Source organism: Bacteroides sp. AF34-31BH, assembly GCF_003602795.1.
Taxonomy (GTDB): Bacteria; Bacteroidota; Bacteroidia; order Bacteroidales; family Bacteroidaceae; genus Bacteroides; species Bacteroides uniformis.
This window is the reverse complement of the sequence record NZ_QTLV01000002.1, coordinates 359,916-377,126: the sequence shown is the minus strand read 5'-3', so window position 1 is coordinate 377,126 and position 17,211 is coordinate 359,916. Positions and strand designations below refer to the sequence as shown.

At 42.2% G+C, this 17,211-nt stretch carries 11 protein-coding genes; 3 read left to right on the top strand and 8 right to left on the bottom strand.

Going from position 1 to position 17,211, the window contains the following annotated elements:
- Positions 1-85: 85 nt before the first annotated feature.
- Complete coding sequence (locus tag DWZ67_RS05170) at positions 86-1,129, bottom strand: diacylglycerol/lipid kinase family protein (RefSeq protein WP_005827827.1); 1,044 nt, start codon at positions 1,127-1,129, stop codon at positions 86-88.
- Between the two features lie 207 nt (positions 1,130-1,336).
- Here DWZ67_RS05170 and spt point away from each other — a divergent pair, with 207 nt between their 5' ends.
- The 3 genes from spt to DWZ67_RS05150 all read left to right on the top strand — a co-directional run bounded on the left by spt (position 1,337) and on the right by DWZ67_RS05150 (position 4,460).
- Complete coding sequence (spt, locus tag DWZ67_RS05160) at positions 1,337-2,524, top strand: serine palmitoyltransferase (protein WP_005837169.1); 1,188 nt, start codon at positions 1,337-1,339, stop codon at positions 2,522-2,524.
- Positions 2,525-2,623: 99 nt separating this feature from the next.
- Positions 2,624-3,430: a M48 family metallopeptidase gene (locus DWZ67_RS05155; protein WP_009038390.1), complete on the top strand. Its 807-nt coding sequence runs from the start codon at positions 2,624-2,626 to the stop codon at positions 3,428-3,430.
- Between the two features lie 343 nt (positions 3,431-3,773).
- On the top strand, positions 3,774-4,460 hold the full coding sequence (locus DWZ67_RS05150; RefSeq protein WP_120138305.1) for a hypothetical protein: 687 nt from the start codon (positions 3,774-3,776) through the stop codon (positions 4,458-4,460).
- On the opposite strand, the gene DWZ67_RS05145 is transcribed toward DWZ67_RS05150, so the two are convergent.
- The 7 genes from DWZ67_RS05145 to DWZ67_RS05115 form a co-directional block, all read right to left on the bottom strand.
- Positions 4,438-8,790 (bottom strand): hypothetical protein, encoded by a 4,353-nt coding sequence (locus DWZ67_RS05145; protein WP_120138303.1) that lies wholly within the window; start codon positions 8,788-8,790, stop codon positions 4,438-4,440. The two genes, DWZ67_RS05150 and DWZ67_RS05145, sit on opposite strands and share 23 nt — an antisense overlap.
- A 20-nt stretch (positions 8,791-8,810) precedes the next feature.
- The gene (locus DWZ67_RS05140) at positions 8,811-10,829 is read right to left on the bottom strand and encodes a hypothetical protein (protein WP_120138301.1); all 2,019 of its coding nucleotides are present in this window, start codon (positions 10,827-10,829) and stop codon (positions 8,811-8,813) included.
- Positions 10,830-10,842: 13 nt separating this feature from the next.
- Complete coding sequence (locus DWZ67_RS05135; protein WP_022402415.1) at positions 10,843-11,238, bottom strand: hypothetical protein; 396 nt, start codon at positions 11,236-11,238, stop codon at positions 10,843-10,845.
- A 24-nt stretch (positions 11,239-11,262) separates the two neighbouring features.
- A complete protein-coding gene (locus DWZ67_RS05130; protein WP_120138299.1) occupies positions 11,263-11,550 on the bottom strand; it encodes a RyR domain-containing protein in 288 nt (95 codons plus the stop codon).
- Positions 11,551-11,709: 159 nt separating this feature from the next.
- Positions 11,710-12,384 carry an ABC transporter ATP-binding protein gene (locus tag DWZ67_RS05125; protein ID WP_117990467.1) on the bottom strand — a complete coding sequence of 225 codons (675 nt, stop codon included), beginning with the start codon at positions 12,382-12,384 and terminating at the stop codon, positions 11,710-11,712.
- A gap of 37 nt (positions 12,385-12,421) precedes the next feature.
- On the bottom strand, positions 12,422-14,779 hold the full coding sequence (locus tag DWZ67_RS05120; RefSeq protein ID WP_120138297.1) for an ABC transporter permease: 2,358 nt from the start codon (positions 14,777-14,779) through the stop codon (positions 12,422-12,424).
- Between the two features lie 28 nt (positions 14,780-14,807).
- The gene (locus DWZ67_RS05115) at positions 14,808-17,207 is read right to left on the bottom strand and encodes an ABC transporter permease (protein ID WP_120138295.1); all 2,400 of its coding nucleotides are present in this window, start codon (positions 17,205-17,207) and stop codon (positions 14,808-14,810) included.
- Positions 17,208-17,211: the final 4 nt, after the last annotated feature.

The following is a 17,211-nucleotide window of genomic DNA, read 5'->3' as shown; positions in this document are numbered from 1 at the left end:
TGCAAAAATACATAAAACATATTATATGGCGCATCAAAAGGGGAAAGTTATTTTCAGAAACTCCTTTAGTACCTTTTTTACAACATTACATTTTTGTCAGTTTCTTGAATTGCCTTTTGCCTTTATCCAGTATCATCTTGTTTTTATGGGCGATGTCCTCCACAAAAGCATCATTAATTTGTTTCAGTCCGTTGATATAGTCTTGTGCCCGCTGCAAGACATTCGAAGTGTCTTTTTCCGCATCCCGGGGAACAATGACCTGCAGTCCTTTCTTCATAATCTTTACATCTACATTCTCTCCCATCATCATCGGGTCGCCGTCAAAGTGGACTACCCCTGGTTTAGAACGGTGAATACGGAGTGTCTGGCAACGGAACGTCTTAATCCGGCTGTTCTGGTCAATGGTCTTGTTGAAGAGCTGGAAAGAGAGCGACGGTACATCGAGCACAGTGAACGGCTCGAGTATGGTGACGTCCAGCAGTCCGTCGTTCAAGGTGGCTTGTGGGGCAATATACGCATTGTTTCCATATTGCGATGCGTTTCCGCAGGCTATCAGGAACGCCTTGTATCGCAGGGTGCTGCCGTCCATTTCCAGTTCATAGGTTTCCGGACGGTACTTCAGGCTTTCGAGCAGAGTCTTTTCCAGATAAGTGAGTGGTCCTCTCCTTCCCGCCTTGGAGAATTGCAGGCTTACAAATGCGTCGAATCCCACGCCGCAGGTGCAGAAGAAAGGCACATCGTTGATTTTTCCGTAGTCAATGATGTCTATCAGTCCGTCATTGATGATGTCGATGGCCTTTTTCGGCTCCATCGGAATCTGCAGATGGCGGGCAAGTCCGTTGCCGGAACCGCAGGGAATGATGCCCAAAGCGGTTTTTGTATGTACCAGTGAGCGGGCTATCTCATTGATGGTGCCGTCTCCTCCTATGGCGATGACGGCATGTGCATCTTCTTGTGCCTTCTGTGCCGCTATCTCTACGGCATGGCCTGCCCGTTCGGTATAAATCACTTCTTGTGCATACCTTTCCTTATCCAGTTTTTCATCGAGCCACTTCAGTATCTGCTCCTTACTCTGAGTGCCGGATATGGGGTTTATGATAAATGCTATTTTCTTCTTGTTTTCGTTCATGCAAGGGTTGTTGCTATGCAGGTTTTCCAACTGGCAAAAGTAATATAAATATCTGAAAAATTAACCACATAATTCTTTTTAAAATAAGTATAAGTAGTTTTTTTAATGTAAATAGAACATATACCGACATATTTTGCTATCTTTGCCCCCTGTTTTTTAAGACTTGTATTTAATAGAATTAAATATTCATTATATAAAAGATATTTCATGGGTTTACTACAAGACAAATTTGCGAAATACGACCTGCCGCAACAGTTTATGGCAAAAGGCGTATATCCTTATTTCCGCACAATTAACAGCCATCAGGATACAGAGGTAATGATGGATGGTAAAAAGGTTCTGATGTTCGGCTCTAATGCATATATGGGACTGACATATGACAAGCGTATCATTGATGCCTCGATAGCTGCCACAGAAAAATATGGCACCGGCTGTGCAGGTTCCCGCTTTCTGAACGGAACACTCGATATACATGTTGAACTGGAGAAGGAATTGGCTGAATTCGTAGGAAAAGATGAAGCACTCTGTTTTTCTACCGGATTTACTGTAAACGAAGGTATTATTCCTGCTGTTGTGGGCCGTGGGGATTATATCATTTGTGATGACCGTGACCACGCTTCCATTGTAGACGGCCGCCGTCTTGCATTTGCCACTCAGTTGAAGTACAAGCATAACGATATGGAGGCTTTGGAAAAAGAACTCCAGAAATGCGAACCGGATGCTGTAAAGCTGATTGTTGTGGATGGAGTATTTTCCATGGAAGGTGACTTGGCCAATCTGCCCGAAATTGTCCGCCTGAAGAAGAAATACAATGCCAGCATTTACGTGGACGAAGCTCACGGCTTGGGTGTATTCGGAAAACAAGGCCGTGGTGTGTGCGACCATTTCGGTGTTACCGAAGATGTAGACCTGATTATGGGTACATTCAGCAAGTCATTGGCTTCTATCGGTGGTTTTGTTGCTGGAGACAAGGCGGTAATCAATTGGCTGCGCCACAATGCCCGTTCCTATATATTCCAGGCAAGTAGCACACCTGCTGCTACGGCTGCAGCCCGCGAGGCGCTTCACATCATCAAGTCCGAACCTGAACGCATCCAACGTCTGTGGGACATCACTAACTATGCCTTGAAGAAGTTCCGCGATGCAGGCTTCGAAATCGGTGAGACAGAATCTCCTATCATTCCTCTCTATGTGCGTGATACAGAGAAGACATTTATAGTAACGAAGCTGGCTTTTGACGAAGGTATCTTCATCAACCCCGTTATTCCACCTGCATGTGCTCCACAAGATACACTGGTGCGTGTAGCGTTGATGGCTACCCATACGGTCGAACAAGTGGATTATGCTGTAGAAAAATTGACTAAATGTTTCAAGGAATTGGGTATCATCAAGTAAACTTGATTTAAACAGATATTCGGAAAACCGTTTAATAATGATTAGGCGGTTTTTTTTATAGACAAAGCGAAGTAGGATTAAAATTAAATCGTAAAGTACATGAAAAAGAACTTCTTCATCATTACTGCTGTAGTATGCGGAATGAGTTGTACCACCACTGCCTATGCGCAGTTCAAAATCGGTGGAAAGAAAATCAATGTGACCAAAGTTGTCCAAGCCGGTACAGATGCCGTCAAGGCCATTTCATTGTCCGATGCTGACATTGCAGCGATGAGCAAGGAATATATGGAATGGATGGATACGCACAATCCGCTGACAAAGCCCGATACGGATTACGGCAAGCGTCTGGAGAAGCTGACCGGAAATATCAAGGAAGTGGACGGCTTGAAGGTGAACTTCGGTGTTTATGAAGTAATAGATGTGAATGCCTTTGCGTGCGGTGATGGTAGTGTACGCATCTGTGCCGGACTGATGGACATCATGACGGATGATGAAGTGATGGCAGTTGTCGGCCACGAGATAGGTCACGTCATCCATACGGATTCCAAAGATGCGATGAAGAATGCTTACCTTCGTTCGGCTGTGAAGAATGCTGCCGGTGCGGCAAGTTCTACGGTATCCAAATTGAGTGATTCTGAACTGGGTGCCATGGCCGAGGCATTGGCAGGTGCTCAATACTCCCAGAAGCAGGAGACGGAAGCGGATGATTACGGCTTTGAATTCTGCATCAAGAATAATCTCGATCCGTATGCCATGTACAATGCTTTGAACAAATTGCTTGAACTTTCAGCGGAAGCACCGAAGGAATCCAAGTTCCAGAAGATGTTCTCTTCTCATCCGGATACAGCCAAGCGCGTGGCACGTGCCAAGGAGAAAGCGGATGAATATATGAAGGATAAGAAATAACTATCCGTTGCTTACTATGATGAAGTGGGATCAGAGGTTTCTCTGAATCCCACTTTTTTTGTGCCGAGACTATGATATGGGCTTCTGAGGGAGCTAATGGGATAATTCGTTAGTTCACAGTGCTGAACACTTTGTTTTAGCTATAGAAAACAAAGTGTTTTTCTATTTGAAACAAACTGTTCTTTTAAGGGAAACGAAGTGTTCTCTTTAATGAAACACACTGTTCGGTTAAGGGAAACACTTTATTCTGTTTGGTAAAACTTCTTTTATTTACTTATTTGCTTTTAAATTAGAATAATTTTAGTATGTTTGCCACATTATTTATGAAAAACATGACTTTTGTATGAAAAAGCAAGACTTCCTTTTTATTTTTGTTCTGGTGATAATATTCCTGCCATTCTTTGTGAGTGAATCCATCTACAATTGGTATAAGTCTTTCAACGCTGCACATGGCATGGTAATGAGTTTCGTTAAATTCGGAATTCTTGCTACACTGGGTGAGATGCTGGGACTTCGTATCAGTGCCGGAGTCTATAACCGAAAAGGATTTGGCGTACTGCCGCGTGCCGTAGTGTGGGGACTGCTGGGAATGGGTATCAATGCGGCCATGATAATCTTCTCCAAAGGTGTGCCGCAATTCATGGAATATATGGGAATGGCAAATGCCGCCGCCATTATAAACGGAGAATTCTGCCTGGACAAATTATGGATAGCCCTCACCATTTCAGTTGCTATGAATACCATTTTCGCTCCGGTATTCATGACATTCCATAAGATTACGGATACGCATATCCTGGATTGTGGCGGTTCGCCTCGCAGCCTCCTCACTCCTATCCCGATGACCCGCATCATTACGCATCTGAATTGGGATGCACAATGGAATTTTGTCTTCAAGAAAACAATTCCTTTCTTCTGGTATCCGGCACACACCATCACATTCCTCCTGCCGGGAGAAATGCGGGTGCTGTTTGCAGCGATATTGGGTGTGGTGCTCGGGGTATTGCTGGCTATTGCGGCTCGGATGAAATAATCCGGCCTATATATTCTCGAATGATTTCAAGCAAGTCTTGCGGATAAGGTATAAAGAACTTCTCTATCATTTTCGGATACTGAGGTACAAAGGGTTTGGGTATCATTGTGACAAGGGTATCCAATTCTGCCTTCCGTTGCTCTTCAGTCTCTGAGACGGCGTAGCGGATAGTCCACCAGAACAAGAAAGTCTGGTTAAGATACCCTTTGGGGGTGATGACTTGCAGTTGCTTGTAGCGCTCGGACTGTAACATGATTTTAATTCTTTTCTCCTGTTCTTTCTCACTGATGGAACATAGAATGTCATACCATTCATCAAACTCCTGACGCAAGCAGGCGACAAATGCCCATTCGGCAATTCTATATTTGGCAAATTCTGGAATCTTCTTTAGAAGTACGAAGATATGTCCTATATTCAATTCGCCTTTATATAAACCTTTGACTTTTGTATAGTCTTCAATGGAAGTGATTGTGTGTAAAAGGGAGTAATATATTTCCGGACTCATCGGCACATGGTGTTCATCGATGAATTTCAGAGTATTCTGAAGCACCAGTTTTTTGTTTGTTCTGTTGTTGGCCATGCGGCTGATGACATTGTTCCAGTAGATTTGTGTGCGTGCAATGGAAATATGTAAATCATCTTCCATCTCTTTTATACGGCTTTCGGCTTCTTCGAAGGTCATGCCGCGTTCCCGCATTTGATAGCATATGTCCTTCATAATTGGATAATGTTCGACAAATAGGTAGGGTTTAGGAATGACGGCTCCTACCTTTTTCAACATACAATATGAATCGTAATTGATAAAAACCTTTTTACTGATTGCTTGCTCTTGCAGCCGTTGGGCGTTTTCCTTATCATTCTGACGGAGCAATGCCTTCATGCAACAGAAGATAATTCCTCCATCATATACGCCCACGTCCAGCAGACAATACACATATTCCAGAATAGTGCTTTCTTTAATTTTCCACCCTTCCGATGTATAAATGGGAAAAGGCTGCGGAACGTTGTCTTGTGCTCTTCCGGCATAGTATCGCTGGATAAGCATTTGCTTCAATATATCCTTTGGCGCATCCAGGCTTTTCATTATTTCCTCATTTATAATCAGTTGTATTTCTTCCGGAGGAAGTGAACCTTGGGTGTGGTTGGTCAGGTGATAGAGTAAATGTTTATGTGTATAACTGTTCTGTTGTACGGTGTATTTTTCGGACATCCGCTTTATCATGTCCATTTTTTGTTCATAATAGGGATATATGAACCGGTTATTGATAATGATATTCAAGATATTGGCATCAGGATGATTGAGCAGTGACTTGTCCAGCCGGTTCTCGAAGAAATCCCTTGCGACTCCTCCTTCTTCCGGAGTCTTTACCTTATTGAACATTTCGGAGACAACGTAGGGCGAATGATTCAAAATCTGTTGTTCTTCCGGAGTAATACAATCGGGAGTTTCTCCGAACAGTGCCTGATACGCCTCTTCATAATTTGATATTTTCAGAATGAATTGTACGATTGTTCTTATATTTCGAGATTCATCGCCGTTTTGGGGACGATGTCTCTTCATATGTGCCTTGATTTCCTTTAGGGTCATGCGTTGGTATAGGATACCTTGTGTGTGCTGGCTCGGGTAATCCAGTAAAGACTGGTCTGCTTCCAGTAAATGGTATTTATGGAACAGTTCCTCGCATTCCTTAATCCCGCTATAAGTGGAGGTCGTATCCAATAAGTCGTTCAGGTAGATTTCACCCACTTTCAGTTTGGTCTTGTTTTCTTCTTCTTGCTGCTCCAACCTTTCCATAAAAGTGTTGAAGATTCCTTTGGCTTGCTCAAAATTTTTAGCCTTTTGGAGCATAAAGTTCAATGAGTAGCCATCACAGTTATTCCCCATACGGTTCCATAAATCATAGGCATAAGAGGACGGTATGTTTTCGAGTGCTCCATTCAACACTTCGGTCTTGTTCAGGAACATACTGGTATCCTCTTTTTTGTCGACAGACAGTTCTGTCAGTTCGTTGAAGAATGCAACCAGCTCTTCCGGCTGGCTGAATCTTTTGAAAACTTCCAGCCAGGTGTAGGGAGCAATAAAGTTGAAGAAAAAGACTGCATCGTCGTGGGGAACTACCCCTTTATCATTCTTCTGCAAGAAGTTCTTGATGTCGTGTATGTCAGCCAGAGTCTGTGCTTTATGCATAAGCTGCCTGGCGAAATTACGTATTCTTTTCTCTTTCAGTTCTGTCAGATAAGTCTCATTGTTGCTTTCCTGCCCATGGGCGCTCTCTGCAGAATCGGAGAAGAAATCATCTATGTCGTCATCATCGGCACTTGGGGAAGCTTCGTATATAAAGGAAGCGTTGAGGTATATTTCTTTGGCTTCGTCCATGTCGAGGAACCGTACCAATTCTGTCTGAAATTCAATATACGAGTTTTCTATATACTTGTCTTGCATTTGCCCTTGTTCATTGAGCAAATCCTTGTGTACAATGTCCTTATCTTGTTGTGTCTGCAGTCTGGGCAAAAGCCACCGCAGCACATTCAGCTCTCTCCTATTATATTTTTTTGTTAATTTCCAAATATGGATGGCCTCTGCATTGGTAGGAGCAAAATTGGCTATATTGCCAATATAGGCGTCCACCCAATCAATGGAAACGCCTTCCGGGTTTGTTCCCAGTTCCTTACTTGTATATAGCGTTTGTTCGTTTTTATAAATGCGGCTTACAACATCATTGATGATATACTGTTGGAGTTCGGGGGCATTTACCGAACAGTTTTTCACCCGATGCAGGATCTTGGTTGTATTTTTGAAAAAGTTCGGTCTGTCTTTGTAGTAGATATAGCGGAATATGCCCTTTATGGCTTTCTTTTCAGTTGCCAGTAGGTCATCGGACGGTTCACTGCTATAGTACTGGAAAACCTGGGTTACTATGATGTCTTCAACTTCAAATGTGTCCTTTTCAATGTCCTGATAATAAATCAAATCATCTACTTTGCCTGCCAATTCACAGATGGTGCTTCTGTCGGCCTTTTCGTAACTGTTCTCATAGGTGAATTTGAGGAAATCGAGCAATAGGTCTATTTTATTGCGGCTTCTCTTTTTCCACATCCACAAACATTTTATGGCGTGGCAGAGTTGTCGAAGCATGGATTTCTGCAGGTTGCTTAAATTGCTGTTCTGGAACTGGTTGTTATATCTGGTCTTGATTCTGTCTATGTCGAAAAACAAGGAACCGATAGTCATGCCGGCTTCGGGTCGGAGTTTAAGATAGCCGTATGTCCTAAGCTCGCGGGCATATTCATTTATTTTTTTGAAGGATAAAGGTTTGATGCCCACTTCGACTATGGCCGGAGGAACCATTTCATTGAAAGTAAGCATGGATTTCACTTCCTTGAAGCTATAGCTTGTAGTGGCAATAACCTTGAAGTCCGGATTGCCGATGTGAAGGATTTCCGATAACTTGCGAAGTAATTCTCTGTCAATGGGTATCGGCTTTTCATTCTCTTCTTTCCAAAACAACAGCTGCAAATCGTCCAGTAGAAGAATCTTTTTGCCATGCTGGAATTGGGATACAGAAAGCCGTTCTAACTGTTCTTTGGTCGTATCGGCATTCAAAATGACCACATAATATTCCTGAGGGAGCTTTTTCAGCATTCGGCAAACGGCAATAGTCTTTCCCGAAGTGGATTGACCGGTGACGATGATTGTCTTGTTTGTGCTGTCAAACTCCTCTTTAAGTTTGTTGTCTACTTCCGGACGGATAAAATAGTAGTCCAGGTTGCCTCTGCGACGGTTGGCTTGGCTGTTGGGAATAATTTTATCATACTCCATCTTATGGCAAGAGATTGCGCAAAAGGGATTATTGAGAAAACTTTCACGATCCTTGACCAACGCGTCCCTTAGCTGCTCCAGCGTATTGCACTGCTTCTCATACCGCTCGATAACGGTATCGTCGTCCAGGTGCTTTTGCATGTATTCCGCATAGAAGTCTTTCCATAAAGTAGTGTTTGTCCAGTCTTCTTGGGTGTATTCCAATGTCGGATTCTGATAGAAATAGATATGTTTGTTGGATGCATTTTCGATGGCAACATTAAACTCTCCGATGGTCTTGGAGCGTATCCAGTTTCCGGCGAAGAAGATGATGACGTCACATTGCCTTATCTCTGAATTTATGATTTCCTGCGTATCGCCTTTAGCTAAATCGTTGTCTCCATTTTTTTCGTGCCGGTGCACTACAATATTGAGTTCGCTGTTGTTTCTTTCCGTCAGGACTTTTTCCATTAAATCCCTTTCTTTCTGAAAACTCAGCGAAGAGGCTATAAATACATGGTATGTTTTCATAATATAGTGTTGGTTACTTTCTATGTGTTGTTGTTTACGACTAGCGGAATGCCGGCTGTGATACATCTGTCATACGCTTTTGAGCTTTCCTTCAATTCATCATACGGACGTATATCGGGATGCACAAAGCGTTTCTTTTTGAAGATGTCTCCCATTTCCTTGCTGCCATAGATTAACTCTTCTTCTTCGGCGGTGGGTTTACGGAAGCCAAGCAGCAGCTTCTCCATGTTCCAACGGTTATGTTCGACTTCGGCAAGCAATGTTATCTGGTCGTTGTCCAGTTTCACGTAACCATCCGTAATGCCTATGGAGCGTAGCTTGGGACCAATGGAATATGCACTGTACAAGTTGGACCACTGAAGGGATACGGACAGTTTGTTCCATGAGTCTTTCAGCTCATTGTCAGGTGGGCATGATTGAGGCACATTTCCATATTTATTCTTGAAATCGTATATATAATTGATGATTTGTCCCTCCCTCCGGCTTTTTTTGTCCAAGTCGTAACAGTTGTCCAGCATTCCAAAAGGAAAAACATGGGAATATTTATGAATCGCTTCATCTTTCTTTCTACTGTTAAGCATATTGAGCAGTGCACTGGAGGTTTCCTGACGGACAAAAACTGGGATATTTTCATCATATACATCGTCCGGCAGATATAATCCCATTGCCATGCTTTGAGGAGGATAATTGAGACAGACGGCAATCGTCAATACCTGGTCTGAGTCATGTACCCATTCTTTAATTAGGTTCTGGATGGCAGGAGTTTCCGCACGGCCTTTGATAAATTCGAATTCCACATCCAGAAAGTCTGCATCTTTTCCTTTAAAACGGGTGGGAAGGACAAATCTCTCGTGCCTTTCGTTCTTGCTCATGTCGTAATAATGGGTAGACGATATCTCGAAATAATGGCGGTATCGTCCACAAAAGAAATTCATTTCCCGGTCGGCATTTTCATCAATGAAGGTAATGACACTTTTTATGTTCTTGTCCCGGCAGAAGTTTGGGAAATGCAACAGATGGGCAGCTTCCACTCCTATTGCCACTCCCATACGGCTCATACCGATGATAACAAGATGAACATGTTTTTCGCTTTCGTAGGTTATTGCCTCACGGTCGAGAGGAGGATATTCAATGCAGTTCTCCCCTTTTCCGTATTGCCGGCTTACCAATATCTTTTTGGCCCAGCCCTCGTAGAAGTTAAAGGGATGGAATTCTATATATTTTCTCCATTCGGCAGACAAATCGGTCAGTTGGAAAGCGGCAAAAGTAGTCTGATATTCGAAAAGAACGGTGAATGGTATGAGGGAACATTTATTGCATCGTTTATGAATGTCAACTATCTTTTTCAGGCAGTCTATGTTCAGTGAGTCATGGTCATGTTCGTTCCTCTCTCCGATAAGGAATACTTCGCGCGCTTTGGTAGTATAGAGTTTTTCCAACTCCTCGATAGAGTCGCGCCGGGCACGCAGCACCACAATTCTTTTTTCATTTTTGGCATCCAGTTCCGTATGGATTTTGCTACGGATTTCTTGTGCCGGTTGGGTACTCTGAATCAGAATATGGTAATTCCCATAATGTGTGTCATCGCAAATTTGCTGGATAAGAGTGGGGACCATGTTGTCAAAACCGATAATGACGATGTGGTTTTGCAAAGGGTAAACGATATCGCCTTCACGATATCGCTCAACTCTGCGTTCCAGCATATTGGAGATTACGGATATCAATAATCCGCAGAACAAAATTAATCCCAGCACTACGACCAATAGAGAGAACCAACGCAGATAAGGTGGTACTTCCACAATATTCCCCGGATCAATGAACAGACAAATCAACTGAAGCAAACGCCCCATAGGTACGTCTTTATCAATACCGGTCCATTCTTCAAGAGACGGCTCAGGAAAGATAAATGCAAAACTTACCAGATATATCAATAAGAAAACAGTTACTATGACTCCGAAAAGCCAAGCAAGCTGCCTCCATCCTTTTCCGGAAAAAGAGCGGTCAAAATGAAGGGCAAAAAGTCTTGTTAGCAGATTCATATTTGTTTTGTCATTAGGCAGTTTCCTTTTTTTCAGTTTCTTGTTTCAATTCTTTTCTGATATTCTCTTTCAGTTTATTGATTTCTTTCTCATCGTTATTGATAATCTCCCGTTTTTCTTTTTCCTGATACAAGGATGCAAGAATGTTTCTTTCTTGTTCCAGATTCAATGAGAATACATCTATTAATCTCTTGATACATAGAAAAAAACAGATGCATACGCTAAGGGAAATGATGGCATGGAGTGTCATCAGGTAGGTCATTCCACGCGATGGAAAGAATTGAATAAGGTTTTGGAATGTAGTGCATGTCACAATCAATGCTGCAACCAGAAAGAGAATGATAAAGGCAGGAATCACGAATTTCCACCAGTGCCGGATAGGATAATACTTGTTCTCACTCGTCCTCATAGTACTATAATAGATATTGGATTATTATTTCTTCTGTATGTCGAATCCCAGTTTCATAATCAGTTTCAGTGTCTGTATGGCTGTTTGCCGGTCGTATTCTTGTTCTGAGTCCGGTAACTCTTCGTATGGTACAAGTCCGGGATGTGTCTTTAATTCATCATTGCGTGTCTCTCCGTATTTCCATCCTTCTTTCACTCTTCCCAAAGCCCATACTTCATGCACATTGCGTGCCATGGCTTCTGTGAGTTCCGTCAAATTATCCGGTAAAGTGATATTTTCTGTGTTCAAAGGGGACGGTGTGTATGTTTTCATTTTCTGTTATTTAAAATGTGGAAGTAAAAAGTTTATTGGTAGCAATATTAGGCATTTCGGACGACAGAAACAAAAAAAAGGAAAGCTATTTCCAAAAAAACATGCAGATTACAATGGAAAAAACATTGCAACCTGCATATAAATCGGGAGAAGCGGGAATTATAAGTTAGCTTCCGTCACTACCTGCCCGTCAAACAGATTGATGATACGTCCGGCAAATCCGGCATCATGTTGTGAGTGTGTCACCATGACAATCGTAGTGCCTTCCTTATTCAGTTCATTCAGTAGTTCCATTACCTCTTTTCCGTTCTTTGAATCGAGGTTACCGGTAGGCTCATCGGCAAGTATCAGTTTAGGGTTTGATACGACTGCACGGGCGATTGCCACGCGTTGCTGTTGTCCGCCGGACAGTTGTTGCGGGAAGTGCTTGCTGCGGTGCATGATTGCCATACGCTCCATAGCGGTTTCCACCCGGCGCTTGCGTTCGGTGGCAGGAATGCCCATGTAGAGTAGCGGCAGTTCGATGTTCTCGTATACATTCAGCTCATCAATCAGGTTGAAACTTTGGAATACAAAGCCGATGACTCCTTTACGCAAGTTGGTACGTTGGGCTTCTGTATATTTGGATACTTCCGTCCTATTCAAGTAATATTCTCCGGATGTAGGATTGTCCAACAGACCGAGGATATTCAGTAAAGTGGATTTTCCGCAGCCTGAAGGTCCCATGATAGCAACAAACTCCCCTTCTTTCACTTCAATGTTTACGTCGTTCAAAGCCAGAGTCTGTACTTCCTCGGTCTTGAAAATCTTCTGTAAGTTTACTGTCTTAATCATAATGCTTTGTTTTTATGGGTTATAAATATATTATTTCTTACTCGGATTTGATGCAGTCAATCGGATTTGTTTTGTTCAGCAAATAACTTTGCAGACACACTGTGACGGCAGATATTATCCAGACAATACATAGTGGCAATAGAAAGTCCATAACGGTGAAGGGGGCTTTATAGGCAAACTGTTCATGCCAATGGTGCATGAGCCAATAGACAATGGGGACAGCTAGAATATATGCAAGCAGAATTTGCAGGCAGAATGGTTTATTCAGCAACAGCACGATTTGTCGGGATGTTGCTCCATGAATCTTGCGAATGCTGATTTCGCGGATACGCTGGCGAGTGGCATACCATGAAATGCCGAATAAGCCGAAGCAGGTCAATATCAAGCCAATCAGAGAATAGGCGATAAGGAGTTTGGAGAGAGACAAGACTTTACCATTGCGTTTCATAAAGTCTTGGTGCATGTCTGTGTATTGAAATATCTCCCCTTCATTCATCTTTTCCCATATTTGGGCTATTTGATGTAGTGTTTCTTGTTTATTGCTTTCAATCAGCTTAATCTGCAGATAGTTGGCACCCGACATTCTCTCTGTAGGTGGAAGGTAAAGTATGACCGGGGTAATTTCATTTTCCAATGAACTGAACGGGAAGTCCTCTAATACACCGCCGATGATGTATAAAGAATCGGCAGACTGGTCAAATTCTTTCAAAGGTTTTCCAATGGCATTTATTCCTGCTGGAATCAGCATTCTGACATAGCTTTCGTTGACCAGTGCAGGATAGGCATATTGTTTTTGCAGTTGTTCGGGAGCGTTGCCGGACAAGAGTTTGAACCCCATCGTTTTTACCAGATTGGCATCACTATACAGCATTAATAGGTAGGAACTTTTTTCCGTACCGTCGGCTTGTTTGATGGATAGCTCACGTATCCATGAATTCAATATGGAGCCTTGTGACAGGGCGATGGACTCTATTCCTTGTACATGTTTCTCCAGTTCTTCTTTAAGTATTGTAGCCGGTGCGGCATTGAAATCTCCTATTTCAATCCGATTTTCGTAACAGTAGGCCCGTTCCTTGATGAGATTGATTTGTTCATTGGCAACGAGAGTAGCGAATATCAGCCCTATAGAAATGGAAAACTGAAGAATGACCAGCAAAGCTATGAAACGTTGTTTCTTTTTACCTCCGTAAAGTGTCTTGTATTCGCTGAATGAGAGTTGTGAAAGTCTATGGCTGATATACCAGGCAGGGACAATGGACATAACTAGTACAAAGAGCACTAACAAGGGTAGCATCTGTAGGCTGAAAAAGAAATGTACGTTTAAATGGGATGCAAATAATCCATTGAAAAAAGACAGACAGTCGTTGATGATGAGTAAAGATAATCCGAATGCCAGCAGCACAGTGAGGAATGCATCACCAAACAGTTGGATGCGGATATCCTTCAGGCTGCTTCCCATCAGTTTCTCCACATGTATCATTTTGAGCTGTTGCAATACACGGCTCAGGCTCATGTTGGTATAGTTGCAGCAGGCTATGATAAGTACCAACAAGGCGGCAGCAAGGCTGATATACAATAATTGCACATTACTTTGATTGATATACGGCAGAGGTTGTTGTGTATCGTAGTCCGGTGTAGTAAAGTAGATGTCGGACAGAGGGTCGACGTAATATTGTGTCTTTTCCGGAATCAAAGTGGGAACTTTGTCGTGGTTGATTTTTTCGGTAAACTGTTGGGCATCGGTATTTGGAATTAGTTTCAGAAATGTCATTCCACCCCAAAAGTCTTTGTTATTCCCGGTAATCATGTCGAATTGGAGCAATGATTGTGACCGTGACTTTAATATGGCTGCCACTTCATAACTTTGGGTATCAGTCATGGTTTTTATTTCCAGCAATTCTCCTAATGGATTTTTATCTCCAAACAGTTTATGTGCAAAAGCTTCACTGAGCGCTACTTTGCCCGGTTGTTCCAATACTTGCTTTAAACTACCGGTAATGGGATGATAGTGGAAGAAATGTTGCAAAGTAGTATCGGCAGATATAAAGGTTATATCGTGGTAAATCTCCCCTCCATATTTACAATATTGTGGAACCAGAGAATTGATACGCAGGTAGTCTTCCACTTCTGCATATTTTTCTTTCAGCATAGGGGGAATATTGGCATCAGCATAGGCCACCTTGCTTCCGTCCTGCATCGGATTATCCTGACGCAGACAGAAAATACGCTTCTTGTCCCGATTGCCACTCTCTATATTATAATCATGTACAAAATAGGTGAACAGCAAGTTTGTACATGCTAACCCTATAGCCAGACTGACTATAGAAATGAAGAAGAAAACTTTGTTTCTCCACCAACCGCGGGTAATTATTTTTAGGATTGCAAGTATGGTCATAATTGGGAGATAAATATAATATATTCTTTTATTCGTTTTTAATGACTTCTGCCGGATTTGTCCTTGCTATTTTCAGAATACGGAAAATAATAGTCAGAGTAGTAATGACAGCTACGATTATGAAGATTGAAATCCAAAATAGCGGGCCGTCATTAAAGAATACGATATACATGTTTTTCCATAACTGCAGTATGGCATAACATAAAGGAAATGCTATCGCTGCCGAAAGTACAAGCTGATAAATATACGTACGGGCAAACAATATGATAATCTGTTTCAATCCCGCACCATTTACTTTACGGATTGCCACTTCCTTTTGTCTGCGTTCCGTATCCAGTGTGATTGCCGAATAGACGCCTAATAAAGTGATTATAAGGCTGACAAATGAGAAGAATAAGATTATTCCTTTCATGTTGTTCTCGATGGCTTGTGCTTGGTGAATGTCTTCCAGCAAGGTCGAAATGTGTAATTGTATACTCGGTGGAAGATTCTCTTCCAGTATTTTCTTAACGAAAGTCTTTGCTTCTTCTGCTTTTCCGGGTACACACTTCAAATAGCAATGACCTACATAATATTTGAAATCACAAGGCAGAAAGACGAATCCCTGGCTCTGATTGTAAGTGTCGGCTACAAAATCGGAGCAAATGCCGCATACCGTGTAGCTGTCTTGATAATTGTACAAGGTGGTTCCCAGTAAATCCTTCTTCATACGTTCTGCCAATTTACGGTCTGCTACCATGTCACTATTTGTCTTCAGGGCATGCCCGGAAAGGATAGGGATATTCATAAACTCGAAGAAGTTATTAGGAACATTCATTATATTGACTTCAAGGCTACTTTCCCGGTTATCTTTTTCTGTCTGCATGCTTGTTCCCGAAATACCTTTCAGATAATTAATATCTGTCAGCATTTTATCTTTTATATCCGGATGCTGACTGATGCGCTCTATGAGAGCAAGCTTTTCGTCATTTTTTAGAAAACGGTAATCCATAGGAATACTGATAATTTCGGACTTTTCTTTTTCTGTCAGTGTGTTGAACAGTGTGGAACCGGTCTTGTTAGCCTGCAAATATAAAGCGACTGTAAAGACTATGAATAACCAACAGATGAAAAATTGGATACCCAAAAGACAATTTCGTATCTTCTGTTTGTGGCGTTTGGATTTGTTCTTGTAAATACTTGACTGGATGGAGGCATGCTTCATCCTCCATACGGTAAACAAGCAGAGTAATAAGCATAGCAAAATAATGCCTGCCATATATTCTGTTGTCTGTATCAATAATAGGTCCCGTTCAATGACTAATGTGAAATCAAATAAAGAGAATGAAAGGTAGGGGTTAAATATTTCTATCAGACAGAAAGTCAATAAGAAGGTTATGAACGAAATGATAATGGCTTGGGTAAAAAGTAACCAGAATAGTTTGTTGCCATTACTTCCATTCACTTTACGAATGCCGAACTCGTGCGAACGGTTCAGGTAACTCCCCGTCAAAAAATGAAAAAAGTTGAGTAGACCAGTCAGTAGAATCAAAAGGCCGACAATGAATGTGATTCCGGCAAAGTAAGGGGCAACGGATTTCTCCCGAAAAAGTTTTCCGAAATTCGAGGCTGATACGGTATTTTTCTCATTGAATATTGTGTGCTTCAAGTCCATTGCACGGAAACTTGCTTCGAGTTGTGTGGATGTTTTGCCCGGACGAAGAAGAGCAAAAGTAAGTCCACCGGTCATACTGTCTCGTCCATCGAATTGTATAAGTCCTTCGCTATCGTTCAAGATTAACATATCAATCTTTTGGAGAAAGCTAAGGCTGGTATTCAATGGAATATCTTCTATTATCGCTTGTATGGTATAGATGGTACCTCCTGTTCGTGGTGTGGTATCAGGTGAAGAGAAAAGCCGTTGTGCTAAGGTCATTCGCTTTCCTATCGGATTCTCTCCGAGACCAAATATTTTGTGTGCCAGAGAGCGTGTCAGTATCACGGCATTGGGAGTTTGCGATGCTACAGCCCATGAACCTTGTAATACTTCCGGGGTGAACACGCTATGGTAGGCTGTATCTACTTCCATAGCATATAAATCTTCGTAAGGCAGTTCTTCCTTGTCGATAGTTTCCACATTGTAGCTACGTGGGCGGGGATAGGCAACAAAAGTAAATGCTTCTACTTCTTGGAATTGCAATTGGCGCAGACTTTCAATCAGTGAAGCAGATGTTCCGGACCATAGGTCTCCTTTTGAAGTGTGCATGTTTATGTCTGCAATGCGTTCCCAGTGGGTAAAGCACTTGTCGGTAGAATTTATATAGCGGCTGCAATATAGGCAGATACTAAAACAAAGTATGCCTACCGACAGTCCGATGATAGAGATGATATTCTGTGCCTTGTACTTTAATAGGTTTCTGAATGCTGTTTTAATATAATGTCTTATCATAATA